At 32.0% G+C, this 12913-nt stretch carries 9 protein-coding genes and 1 pseudogene; 8 read left to right on the forward strand and 2 right to left on the reverse strand.

Going from position 1 to position 12913, the window contains the following annotated elements; translation table 11 throughout:
* Positions 1 to 208: 208 nt before the first annotated feature.
* From H3T56_RS03265 to H3T56_RS03295, 7 genes and pseudogenes are all read left to right on the forward strand, one after another.
* Positions 209 to 1543, forward strand: coding sequence for a PIN domain-containing protein (locus H3T56_RS03265; RefSeq protein ID WP_086320673.1), 1335 nt, complete (start codon positions 209 to 211; stop codon positions 1541 to 1543).
* A 5-nt stretch (positions 1544 to 1548) separates the two neighbouring features.
* A pseudogene (locus H3T56_RS11680) lies at positions 1549 to 2558 on the forward strand (tyrosine-type recombinase/integrase).
* 1002 nt (positions 2559 to 3560) lie between these two features.
* On the forward strand, positions 3561 to 4115 hold the full coding sequence (locus H3T56_RS03275; RefSeq protein WP_198192018.1) for a hypothetical protein: 555 nt from the start codon (positions 3561 to 3563) through the stop codon (positions 4113 to 4115).
* A 674-nt stretch (positions 4116 to 4789) separates the two neighbouring features.
* Positions 4790 to 5332 (forward strand): hypothetical protein, encoded by a 543-nt coding sequence (locus H3T56_RS03280; RefSeq protein ID WP_086320671.1) that lies wholly within the window; start codon positions 4790 to 4792, stop codon positions 5330 to 5332.
* Positions 5333 to 5756: 424 nt separating this feature from the next.
* Positions 5757 to 6218, forward strand: a complete 462-nt coding sequence (locus H3T56_RS03285; protein ID WP_198192019.1) for a hypothetical protein — start codon at positions 5757 to 5759, stop codon at positions 6216 to 6218.
* Positions 6219 to 6860: 642 nt separating this feature from the next.
* A complete protein-coding gene (locus H3T56_RS03290) occupies positions 6861 to 7649 on the forward strand; it encodes a phosphatase PAP2 family protein (protein WP_034903278.1) in 789 nt (262 codons plus the stop codon).
* Between the two features lie 204 nt (positions 7650 to 7853).
* Positions 7854 to 9251, forward strand: a complete 1398-nt coding sequence (locus H3T56_RS03295) for an FAD-binding oxidoreductase (protein WP_198192020.1) — start codon at positions 7854 to 7856, stop codon at positions 9249 to 9251.
* Positions 9252 to 9489: 238 nt separating this feature from the next.
* On the opposite strand, the gene H3T56_RS03300 is transcribed toward H3T56_RS03295, so the two are convergent.
* On the reverse strand, positions 9490 to 10371 hold the full coding sequence (locus tag H3T56_RS03300) for a LysR family transcriptional regulator (RefSeq protein ID WP_198192021.1): 882 nt from the start codon (positions 10369 to 10371) through the stop codon (positions 9490 to 9492).
* Positions 10372 to 10532: 161 nt separating this feature from the next.
* Here H3T56_RS03300 and H3T56_RS03305 point away from each other — a divergent pair, with 161 nt between their 5' ends.
* Complete coding sequence (locus H3T56_RS03305) at positions 10533 to 11495, forward strand: aldo/keto reductase (protein WP_198192022.1); 963 nt, start codon at positions 10533 to 10535, stop codon at positions 11493 to 11495.
* 66 nt (positions 11496 to 11561) lie between these two features.
* Here H3T56_RS03305 and dsdA read toward each other — a convergent pair whose 3' ends face one another.
* Positions 11562 to 12893 carry a D-serine ammonia-lyase gene (dsdA, locus tag H3T56_RS03310; protein WP_198192023.1) on the reverse strand — a complete coding sequence of 444 codons (1332 nt, stop codon included), beginning with the start codon at positions 12891 to 12893 and terminating at the stop codon, positions 11562 to 11564.
* Positions 12894 to 12913 lie beyond the last annotated feature (20 nt).

A 12913-nucleotide genomic window follows, 5' to 3' on the forward strand; every position in this document is an offset into this window, starting at 1 on the left:
ATAATTAGATGGTGGGCTGAGAATTCATAAACGTTCACCACAAAGAGCTAAGCTTTTAATTGATCTTTCAAACAATGATTTGGAAAAATTAGAATGTATTGCAGAACTAAAAGGCAGTGGTACTATAACTGATGATGAGTATCAGCTATTGAAAGGTAGTATTTTTAAGTTGGTTAAGGCACAATTTATTTGAAAATTAGGAAAAACAATGAATAAAAATTTTAAAGCTTATACACCAATAACTGAAAGGCAAATTGATGCTGTATGGCGAAACAGTGCAACATTATTTATTCTTGATACAAACATTTTATTGAATTTATATAGTTATCGAAAGAACACTCAAGAAGACTTTTTTAGAATACTTGAAAAATTGAAAGATAGAATTTGGATTCCATATCATGTAATGCTTGAATATCATAGAAATAGATTAAAAGTCATTAATGATAAAGAGAACACCATTAACGAAATAATTAAATGGTGTAAGGATATTCGTTTAGAATTTCCCAACGACCTGTTGGAAAAAAAAGATGAAAAAAGTATTCCACAAATATTTAAAGATTTTAGTCGTAAATACCCAGACTTAAAAGATGAGTGGGATAAAATTAAGAAAGATATTAATAATACTTTTTCTGAGAATAAAGAAAGCTATATTGAAAGAATAAAGCAGGTAACAGATAACGGTGTTGGTATTAACAATCATGATAAAGTATATGATTCATTGAAGAATATACTTAAAAATATTGGTACCGCTTACGATGAAAAATTTATAGAAAATATTAAAGAAATAGGTAAAGAACGCTATAGCCATAAGCGACCGCCTGGTTATAAAGATGTAAGTAAAGATCAAGATGAAGATAATGTTTACTATCATAATGGATGTGCGATTCCTTACAAATATGGTGATCTTATTATTTGGGAAGAAATAAAACGGTATGTAAATAATGGAAACAATCCGCTTAAAATACAAAATATAGTGTTTGTAACAGATGATAATAAGGATGACTGGGTTCAGAAACATTACAGTGGGGAAAAAACAATATCAATGGCAAGATATGAATTATTCGATGAATTACTCACTGAAGCTAAACATATTAGTCACTTTCTTATTGCTGATGCAGAAAGTTTTGTTAAACAAAGTAATAAACACTTCAACTTGAAATTAGATGATGGTTCAGTTAGGGACATTAAAAATACCGCTAATAATTCAAGAATATTCTTTACAGACCAAGATATCTTTGAAATTAATAATAATCGTTTTGAAAAAACATCAGTTAACCCTGATTCATTAAATTTTAGACCGCGCTCATTCAGATCTCTTAAATATAATTTAATGAAACAAATAAATTCTTTAAAAGATGAAATTAATTTTGTGGAAATGCTGTTATCAGAATCTCGATCTAGAGAAGAAGAAATCAACCTTAGAAGACGTTTAATAAAACTGGAAGATCGATTATACGATTATTCAAAACAATTAAAAACTTTAGATAGTACAGATAAGTTAGATTTTTACAAATCTACCATAGATAGATCTAAAGAAGAATAAAACGCATGACGGTACGTAAGCAATCTAATGGCAAATGGCTATTTGAAAAATATCTAGAAGGCGGCCGCCGTATTCGCAAAACTTTTGCAACCAAAGGCGAAGCGCTGGCATACGAGAATTATATCGATGAACAAGCGGCCACCAAGCCGTGGATCTCTGAAAAACAAGACCGCCGTAGGTTATCAGATTTAGTTAATACGTGGTACCTATCACACGGTAAAACGTTAGCGGATGGCGAACGAGAAAAGCGAATACTGGATTTTATCTGTGAAAGCTTGGGCGATCCTTTGGCTGATAATTTTACAGCTAAGGATTTTACTAGCTATCGGCAAAAGCGTCTAAATGGTGAAATTTTTCGGGTTAAATCCAAGCAGGTTATATCAAAACGTACCTTAAATTTGGAGTTAGTTTATTTCCGTTCCGTATTCAATGAATTAAAAAGACTAGGCGAATGGAGCAAGCCAAACCCTTTAGACAACATTAAACAATTTAAAACAACCGAGCAAGAAATGTCATACTTCACAGCCGATCAAATCGATGCTGTACTTGCCGAATCTGCATTAAGCACCGATAAAGAATTGCTGTTAAAAGTTAAAATTGGGCTATCAACTGGGGCGCGTTGGTCTGAAATATGCGATCTGACTGCGTCACAAATAAAAGACGGCCGTATTACATTTATCAAAACAAAAGGGCGGCATAATCGTTCAGTACCGATAACACAAGAGCTATTAAACGAATTACCCAAAACCAAGGGCAAGCTATTTAAATGTACTATTAGCGATAAATACTTTCGTAAAATGATTGAGAAGTGCGGCATTGAATTGCCGACGGTCAATTAACGCATGTACTGCGCCACACTTTTGCTAGTCATTTTATGATGAACGGGGGCAATATCTTGGTACTACAAAAAATACTTGAGCATACTGATATTAAAGTCACAATGCGTTACGCTCACTTAGCCCCCGATCATCTAGAAGAAGCAACCACATTAAATCCGTTATCTAATATAAAATAAATGGCGGTTAAATGGCGGTTGAGTTGATTTATATTAGTGTTTATTGTTGCTTATTACATTTTTAACTAATTGATTTTTAATTAAGTTATTGTTTTTTAAAAGACGATTACAGGATTCAAAATCCGCCGCCCTTAAAAGCGTGTCGGTTCGAGTCCGACCACTGGCACCAACAAAATCAATTAGTTAATTCTCATTCTTTTGTAAGTCAAATATCAAAAAAATTTTGAATGACGGTAAAATGGTTAGTGATTTTTCTTTTGAAAATTTTTAACCAACCTTAAATTCATCAATCATATTTAATTTCTCATATCAATATTCATTTAATAAATCTATCAATAGTTAGCAGATAAAGATCATTATAATTAAAGATGCTAACCGGTTAGCCAATGATCTCAGTAAAAAGGGGGGATTGATTGGAAAAGTGGCTATTAGGGTAAGGGTACTTTCGAAATAGTAAATCAAACAGGATTATGAAGTGCAATGATATGGAATCAAGGTAATAAGGTTGGTCACTAGGAGAGTTGTTAAAGGAACAGATAAAGTTAGTAATGTTTTAATTCATTATCCTTGAAAAGGCACTAGTTATAAAATGACTTAATATGAATTTAAGAAGGTATATAATGAGATCGCAGTTTCTATTTTAATCCATGTTAATGATAGTTTTATTCCAACAGGGATAGATCTATATCAGTTTAATAAATGGCATCCTAAATACTAGAAAAATAGAGCGAATGAATTTAAAAAATAGGTATATTATGAGTACATAACTCGCAAAAGATTTCGGTATTTTTTTTAAAGAAACAATTTTAGATGCGAAAGAAAATTGGTAATTGTCTTTGATCCTATTATGGGCGCTCTAACGCAGACTCTGCTTAAGCAAAATTGGTTAACAATGATGAAGTATAAGAATGGACCTGATGTAAACATTCTAACCAAACTAAATGATAAAACTCTATCAATTTTATGAAATAAAAAATTCTATTATTCAAGGAAGTGGTAAAGATGGTAATAAATAGTGAATTTAGTAAACAGTTATTATTAGAAAGGGAAAGGTTTGAAAATCCTCCAGATCATACTGTTAAAGCTACAGGGGTTGGTTTAGCTAGGTTTATTATTCGTTGTAATAATAATGCTGATGAAGTGTTAAACTTAGCTAAACGAGTGTTAGTGATAGTAAACTATAATTCAGAGTTAGTTTGGCCTTCTTTTGAAGAATGGTCAAAAATATTACCTAATAAGTTTGTTAATAATTGTGCTCCAGAACTTTCAAAAAGTGAAAGTGAAAAAGAAATTAATTATAGAAGAAGTCTACCTTGGGAAAAACAAGTAAGTCTAGAGAAAAATAAAAAATGGAGTTTAGGAAACTGGCTTGTATGGCTTGAACCAGAGACCAGAGAATGGTTTTGGTGGAATGCTCATAAATTTGATGGTGAAATTGAAAATACACATTTTTTAATCGAGGTTACAGCTTTAGATGATCCTTTTTCATCAGGTGCATTGAAATGGTTATTTAGAGCTTGTGGTGCAATTGATGTCGTATGTACAGATGATCTTTAGTTTATGCATCTGTCATCAAGTTCTGCGAGACTAGTCGCAGAACTGAACTAACTATTTATCCACTCAGTGATCTAGTTCACAAATTGAACAATTAACTCGTCTTTTTAAGTGGTAATGGTGAATGGTCTGTATTGGATCAGAATTTAGCCAACTAGAGGGTTTTAAAGATAATCAGTGAAGAGTAACATCCTTTGTCATAGTTAACTCTTTTACGCATAATTCACCCAAATTATTACCACTTCATTTATATTCTAATATCAATAAGACGGTATAGACTCCTCAATTATTTTTACAAATAAACCTCAATAAACTAAATCAAAATAACCATTACCTAAAAAATATAATCATCAATTAGAACTGTTACTAGTAATGACAGTTTTTTCACCGACCAGTAGGAAACTTACCGTTTATGACCATAACAATGAAGCAAGAGTAATAAATAGAAATTTATAACAAAACAGGTGAAACTTCTTATACAAATCAATTATTATCTTGTAATGTATCGGCAACAACAAATACTTTTCTTGTTGATACTAGGGATGTATCGAAAAGAAAATAGTTATGTAAACTCGTACCTAACGAACATAAAGATAAACTAAATTGGAACGGTTCAGCATAAGTACAATATATTTAATAGAATATTGAATTTTTTTAAATGATAAGGTAAAAAAATTATGTCAATAAAAATCGGTTTTACAGGTGGCTCCACTATAGTTGAATTAGGTACAGACAGTGATATGCGGCTATTTTTTGACTGTATTTTATATTATGTTCCACCTAAATATCCCGACCAAAATTGGTCACTAATTACTGACCGCTTATATCGTCGCTATTTAAAATTAGAAGAGTTAGATACCGCCGTAGCATTAATGAAATTGGTAGAAAAAGAGTTTAAACAGTTGGATAGAGAAGCATTTGATTGGAGTAAAATATTATCAGGTCAAGTTAAAAGTAATTTAGACAGAAGCAAATCAACTTTATTCGAAATTTTTGTTAGATATTTTGAAGCATTTTATGAGTGTATTGAATCTGCCATAGTAAATTATGAATGGTTCAAATCCAATTCTAATTATGAATATGAACCTGTAATGGTAACAATTTCTACCATCCCTTATTGTGTAAGCTATAGTATGATCCCTTTATCTGTTTTCGATAATTTACAACCGGATGAGAAACCAATTTGGTGGACTGGCAAAATTCCTAAAACCACAACTTAGTTACTTTTATCTTATCTCTAATTGCTGAAGCTGAAGATATTATTGATTATGCCATTGCATTAGTTGGATTAATACCTAGTGTAGGTGATGTAGCTGGTAAGCACTTAAAAGAAGCAAAAGCGGCATAAAAAAAGCTGAAGAAGCCAAGCTTCGACGACCTTTAACTCCAACTGAAATGAAAAAACTAGATGCAGCGTTAACAGCTGTTGAAGTTGCTAGAGATGTTCATCAAGCGAGATCAGCATATGGAGGTAAAACACTGCAGAACAAATCATGAAAGATGCAGAAAATCTTTATGAAGCGGTTAAAAGAGATACTGACGCATTACGAAAAATATGATAGAAAAAGGGTATGATTTAAAATTAGTAGAAGATGCCAGAAATAAAATAAAAGCACGCAACAAAGAAAACGGGATCTAGTGATCATGATTAAATGGCAGCAATTAGTTGATGTATTAGGTAAATCTGAAAATTCTTTAGAGTTTTATACGCTAAAAGATGAAATTGGTGAAAATCCTGAAATATCAGAAGATTTTATTGAATATGATGATCCTGATCGAACTAAATATTATGAGTTCTTTCAAACAGGTATGCTTATCGGTTTTCGAAAAAAATATCTTCATCATATTCAATTCTTTTGTAAGGAAAAGGATAATTATTCTATATATTATGGAAAATTATTGAATGGGATCGATTTTCAATATACTGAAAAAATGGTCATTGAGTTATTAGGGAAACCATTAAAAGTAGGTGGAAATGAACAAAGTCCTTTTTTGGGATATGTGAATCGTTGGATATTATATCATATGACACATTATTCATTACATTTTGAGTTTAATAAAAATGGGACTCTTTGTTTGATAACATTGGCTGTATTAATAAGATAAAAACACGTAGCAAAGAAAAGGGAATTTATTAATTACCTTAGAATGGAAAGAATTTATTGTACCTTTCAGTACATTCGAAACATCCGATAAATTTGTTGTTTTGATGAATTCTATAGGAGAAAAGTTAGCTTTTTTACACATAATTCCCACAGAATATAACCACTTCATTCATATTCTAATATCAATAAGACGGTATAGACTCCTCAATATTTTTTACAAATTAGAATGATTCAATATTCAATTATAAGACTTTGTGAAAATTGTCAGATAACTAGCTCGAAGTATAAATAGATATGAGTATTTTAAATATAAATTGGAAACACGTATTTGGAACAATATTTACTTGATTACATATATTGAGTTAATTGCATAAATTAAAGTGCTTAAATTTTATATCATGAAAATAATATGTGATATTTATCACAATTAATTAATATTAAATTTGTTGGCACTAATTTTAATATGTATTATTTAAAAAAAAGGGAGTTTTTTTCTAAATGTGGTGAATCGATTCACCTAACTGATAAATGAAATTCAAGGAGGAAAATTGGGAATAATATTAAATAAGTAACGCACTGTTTTAAGACAGAAAAATAAAAAATAACTATTTAGGAATATTAAAATTACAATTAAGGAAATAATATGAATAATAAAAGAAATTCATTAAAAATAGCTGGAATCGCTATTGCAGTATGCTCATTATTTATGTCTTCAACAACAATGGCCTTTCAACCAGGTTCTACAGAAGATTTTTTAGGTCATGAAGTTGGACCTACTTATCATACAGCAGCTGAGGCAGTAAGTAGTAATGATTATCTTCCAGGACCTCCTAAAAATGATTCAGCAGTATTTGAAGCGGACAAAGCTGCATATCAAGAAGGTTATAAATTTAAAGATACAGCTCGCTGGAAGCAAGCAACCATGGATGCAGATTTACATACAACTAATATGGCAAAAATATTTTCTGAACCAATGGGGATTACTATTTCACAAGAAACAACACCGACTCTTTATAAAATGTTAGGTGATCTTCTTGTTGATTCAGCAGATAATGCTACCAAAACAGCAAAAGAAGCGTATATGAGAGAACGCCCATTTGTATTCTTTGGTAATCACACATGTCAACCAGTTAATGAAGAAGATCGGTTGCGTAAGAATGGATCATATCCTTCTGGGCATACTTCTTATGGATGGACTGTGGCATTAGTACTTGCTCAAATGGCACCATCTCATGCAGAAGCCATTATAAAACGTGGTTATGAATTTGGTCAAAGCCGAATGATCTGTGGTGCTCACTGGCAAAGTGATGTTGATGCAGGACGAATTGTTGGTGCTGTTGAATATTCTCGCTTACAAACTCTTCCTAAATTCCAAGAAGATCTTCGTAAAGCTACAGAAGAAGTTAAACGTCAATATAAGTCATCAAAATAATTAATTGATTTTTACCCTCTTAAGATATTTTTAAAATACTTAAGGGGGTAAATTATATATTAATAATATTCAAATTTATTAAATTAATTATTCTTAGCGGATGACAATTTATTGAACAATATTAGCCAATCTAAGATACATACTTTTCAACTCAAATAGGCTATCATATTTTATCTCATCTCATAGTGCTTATTTTTCTATAAAATGAAAAAAATAAATTTATTATTATCTGTACTTGGTTTTTTATTGCCATTGACAGTCATGGCAGTAGAAGTCAATGATGTAACTGGAATGACACCAGTTCAAGTTGCTGCAGTTGTGCAACCAGAATCTACTCAACAAGTTGTTGATATAGTTAAAAAGGCTACCGGACCAATTAGTATCGCTGGTGGTAAATATAGTATGGGAGGACAAACAGCAATCCAGGGGGCGGTGCAAATTGATACTCGCAAATTAAATCATGTCATTGATTTTAAACCTGAACAAAAGTTGCTAACTATCGAGACCGGTGCCACATGGCATCAAGTTCAAGAGCTTATAGACCCTTATGATTTATCTGTAAAAATAATGCAAAGTTATGCTAATTTTAGTATTGGTGGATCATTAAGTGTTAATGTTCATGGCCGTTATATAGGTGAAGGACCTATAATTCTTTCGGTAAAACAATTCAAAATTGTGTTAGCTGATGGCAAAGTAGTAATAGCTAGTCCTGAGCAAAATCAAGATATATTCTATGGTGCTATTGGTGGTTATGGTGGCTTAGGTATAATCACCGAAGTGACTTTACAACTTGCAGATAATGTTAAAGTCAAACGTTTTAGTAAAGCTATGCCAATAGCAAACTATTATGAATATTTCAAACAGAATATACGTTCTGATAGCAAATCAATCTTCCATAACGCTGTAATTTATCCACCAGATTATAAAAGAGTGAGATCGGTCACTTATAAACAGACTGAAGAACCATTAACGATTTTAGAACGATTGAGATCTGATGATAAAAAGAACCAAAATTTGGAAAAACCAATCAAAATTGTATCTTCATCGTCTATTGGTAAAAATTTACGAAAATTATTTGATGATTTTTATTATATAAAAAAACCAGTAATGTGGCGTAATTATGAGGCTAGTTATGATGTCTCGTATTTACAACCGATAGCGACTAAAAATAAAAGCTTTGTTTTGCAAGAATATTTTATACCGGTTGAACAATTTGATCACTTTTATCCAAAATTAGTCACTATTTTGAAAAAAAATAAAGTTAATGTTATTAATATTTCTATTCGTCATGCCAATCAAGATAGTGGTTCATTACTGGCTTGGGCAAAATCGGAAGTATTTGCTTTCGTGATCTATTATCAGCAAGATACTGATGAACGGAGTAAACAACATGTTGGTAATTGGACTAGAGAATTAATAGATGCAGTTCTGGAAAATCACGGCAGCTACTATCTACCTTATCAACTACATGCAACAACAGAACAATTTCAAAGAGCATATCCACAAGCTGAGCAATTTTTTAAACTTAAAGCTCGATTAGATCCACACAACAAATTCAGTAATATGTTATTAAAGCGCTACCATATCGAAACCGTTCAATAAAATAGCGCCAGTAAGATAATTAGTTATTTTTTATTAAATAACTAATTATTCAAACTGACATTATCCAATATCAATAAAGATCGATACGTTATTTAACATTAGAAAAATTTTATTTTTAACCTTATCTAAGATTTATCATAATCTACTATTTTTCGAATATTAAACGTAAAATTGTTTTCATATTTTAATATTAATATTTTGTGTCATCTTCGTTTAACAATTAGTAGTTGATATTAAATTAGTTTTTTAGTGCCTGTAATACTAGTTTAAATACATTTGAATGCCCCTTGCGACTTGGGTAATAAATATAAAAAGGTTCATATATAATTGAATATTCAGGTAATAATTCTATAAGTTGTCCTGATGCTAATTCATTTTTTACATCTGGATAACCAATCCAACTAATACCTAAACCATCAAGAGTCGCTTGTTTTCTTAAATGATTATTGATTGTGAAGTGAGAAACAGGGTGATATTGTATAATATTTCCTTTATCGGAAAACTCCCATATCGATTCCATTCCATATTGGTTTGAAACTTTTTTGCCAATTAATAAATGTTGATCTAAATCATTAATCTGTTTTGGTTTTGTTCTCTGATGCAAATAATTCGGACTAGCCACTAAAGTCATACGCAAAGGGTCTGATATTTTTACTGCTATCATCTCTTTTGCCAAATCATTGCCGATTCGGCAGCCCATATCGAAACCTTGTTTAACAATATCAACTAAGTTATTGTCACATTGAATTTCAATTTTAATTTGTGGATAGCGTAGTGAAAATTGGCTTAATTTAGGGTATATAAAATTTTCAATAGCAATATTCGATGCATTAATTCTAATGGTACCCGATGGAGTATCAAGGTAATCACCAAGAGCGGCAACTTCTTCATTGATTTGTCGATATAAAGGGGATATTTGTTTATAAAGTTGTTCTCCTGCCTCTGTTAATGAAAGGCTTCTAGTCGTGCGATTAAATAGCCGTAAACTCAAACGTGTTTCTAAGTTTCGCATGCTATGACTTAGTGCAGATGACGAAACACCTAAAGATTTGGCTGCACCAACAAAGCTTTTTGCTTTAGCTATAATAATAAAATAACTTAGTTCATTATAGTTATACATAGGATATAAATAGACAATTAATGAATTTAATTCATGATACTATAAATGAACAACACGTTTATCTCAATAAAAGTTAACGATAAAATACTCATAACTAAGATTGAATTTTTAACAATTTATTAAGTTAATCAATCTATTATTAGCTAGTTAGGAGAGAGAGTATGGATTATATAAAATTAGGTAATTCTGATATTGAAGTCTCACGATTTTGTTTAGGGTGTATGAGTTTTGGCGATCCTGCCAGTAAAATGCATGATTGGACACTTAATCCAGAACAAAGTGAAACAATCATTAAACATGCCTTAGATCTAGGAATTAACTTTATTGATACAGCAAATACATACTCTAGTGGTACTAGTGAAGAATATGTAGGAAGAGCGATTAAAAGAAATATAGCTCGAGACAAAGTAATACTGGCTACTAAAGTCTATTTTAATGAAGGGCATTTATCTAAAACAGCAATTGAACGAGAAATTGAAGGATCCCTGAGACGATTAGGTACCGATTATGTTGATTTATATATTATCCATCGTTTCGATTACAGTACACCGATTGAGGAAACCATGGCTGCGTTACACCATTTAGTTCAGAGTGGTAAAGTACGAGCATTAGGTGCTTCTGCGATGTATGGTTATCAATTTTATAATATGCAATTAGTCGCTAAACAAAATGGTTGGACGCCGTTTGTTTCGATGCAGAATCACTATAATTTATTATATCGTGAAGATGAAAGAGAATTGATTCCTGTCTGTAAGCAATTCAATGTTTCATTAACTCCTTATAGCCCTTTAGCGGCAGGTAGACTTTCCCGATTAGAATGGCAGACCAATACTCTACGTAGTAAGACTGATAAAACTGCAGTTGCTAAATACGATAGTACGCAACAAATCGACATGAATATAGTGAAAAGGGTTAATGAAATTGCGCAAAAATATGCAGTAACCATGACGCAAGTTGCTCTGGCATGGCAATTTGCCAAAGGTGTAGCTTCGCCGATCATTGGGGCAACCAAAACTCTGTATTTGGATGATGCGGTAGGCGCATTAAAGCTTTCATTAACTAAAGAAGATATTGCTTATCTTGAAGAACTTTACTTGCCTCATCGTATTGTCGGCGCACTTTAATTAGTCACAATGTATAAAATTAAATTTACTGACAAATATCATTGAGATATTTGTCAGTAACAGTCACTAAATTTTTCCTGAATGTAAATATTTTTGCATCTCTTCTTTCGGTACCATTCCACCGCCAGTTGCCCATACTAAATGAGTTGCATTTTGTAATTGTTTAGGAGTGAATTGCATACGTTCTAAATATTCCGAGTTGTTAGTTACAACTACCGGACCTTGCATACCGGCAAGGGCAGACGGTTCAAGTTGAATGTTTTCAGTTTTATCCAGTAGTACTAACAAATCATACATTTCCTGATCCGACAAGGTATAATACCCATCTAACAGACGTTCCATGGCTCGTCCAACAAATCCAGAAGCACGACCAACAGCCAATCCATCTGCGGCGGTAATATTATCAATTCCGATGTCTTGTACCGAAATTTTGTCGTGTAGACCAGTATAAACTCCTAGTAACATACACGGTGAATGTGTTGGTTCAGCAAAAATACAGTGTACATTATCACCGAATGCCATTTTTAAACCAAAAGCAACACCGCCAGGTCCACCACCTACACCACATGGTAAATAGACAAAAAGTGGATGATCTTTATCAACTTTAATTCCTTGTTCATTGAATTGTTGCTTTAAGCGTTCACCGGCGACTGAATATCCTAAAAATAGGGTAGTAGAATTTTCATCATCGATAAAGAAACATTTTGGATCAGACTCTGCCGCTTTACGGCCTTGTTCAACCGCAACACCATAATCTTGCTCATACTCAACAACATTAACACCATGATCACGTAATTTCTGTTTTTTCCATTCTCGAGCATCAGCAGACATATGTACGCTAACTTTAAATCCGAGTTTAGCACTCATTATGCCAATTGATAAACCAAGGTTACCTGTTGAACCTACAGCAATACTATACTGACTAAAAAACTGTTTAAATTTATCAGAATATAATTTGCTGTAATCATCTTGTTCTGATAATAGTCCATTTTCAATGGCTAGTTTTTCAGCGTGAGTTAAGACTTCATAAATACCACCTCGAGCTTTAATTGAGCCAGAAATTGGTAAATGACTATCTTTTTTCAAATAAAGCTTACCTGCGATATCAACATTATATCTGGCTTCAAGGGCATTTTTCATATTAGTAATTTCAACTAACTGTGATTCAATAAAACCCTTGGTTATAGCTGTTTCAGGGAAAGCTAATGATAAATATGGTGCGAAACGTTTTAATCGTTCACTCGCTTTTTTTATATCCGTTTGATCTAGCCCAACGAAAGGAAGACCGATTGCTAAAGTAGTGGTATTAGGATTAAACCAACAGCTTGGTTGAAGTTTAATTAAATTTTCTACTAACGGTTTATCGGCAATAAGTGTTTTTATCTCTATTTGATTCATATTCGCTCCTTGAAAGATAT

Origin of the sequence: Gilliamella sp. W8123 (assembly GCF_016101085.1) — a bacterium.
GTDB classification, from domain to species: Bacteria; Pseudomonadota; Gammaproteobacteria; order Enterobacterales; family Orbaceae; genus Gilliamella; species Gilliamella apis.

Bases quoted from the DNA above. Each gene is read 5' to 3' on its own strand.
- dsdA (WP_198192023.1), bottom strand. From the start codon at position 12,893: ATGAATCAAATAGAGATAAAAACACTTATTGCCGATAAACCGTTAGTA.
- H3T56_RS03265 (WP_086320673.1), top strand. From the start codon at position 209: ATGAATAAAAATTTTAAAGCTTATACACCAATAACTGAAAGGCAAATT.
- H3T56_RS03285 (WP_198192019.1), top strand. From the start codon at position 5,757: ATGATTAAATGGCAGCAATTAGTTGATGTATTAGGTAAATCTGAAAAT.
- H3T56_RS03305 (WP_198192022.1), top strand. From the start codon at position 10,533: ATGGATTATATAAAATTAGGTAATTCTGATATTGAAGTCTCACGATTT.
- H3T56_RS03300 (WP_198192021.1), bottom strand. From the start codon at position 10,371: ATGTATAACTATAATGAACTAAGTTATTTTATTATTATAGCTAAAGCA.
- H3T56_RS03280 (WP_086320671.1), top strand. From the start codon at position 4,790: ATGTCAATAAAAATCGGTTTTACAGGTGGCTCCACTATAGTTGAATTA.
- H3T56_RS03290 (WP_034903278.1), top strand. From the start codon at position 6,861: ATGAATAATAAAAGAAATTCATTAAAAATAGCTGGAATCGCTATTGCA.
- H3T56_RS03295 (WP_198192020.1), top strand. From the start codon at position 7,854: ATGAAAAAAATAAATTTATTATTATCTGTACTTGGTTTTTTATTGCCA.
- H3T56_RS03275 (WP_198192018.1), top strand. From the start codon at position 3,561: ATGGTAATAAATAGTGAATTTAGTAAACAGTTATTATTAGAAAGGGAA.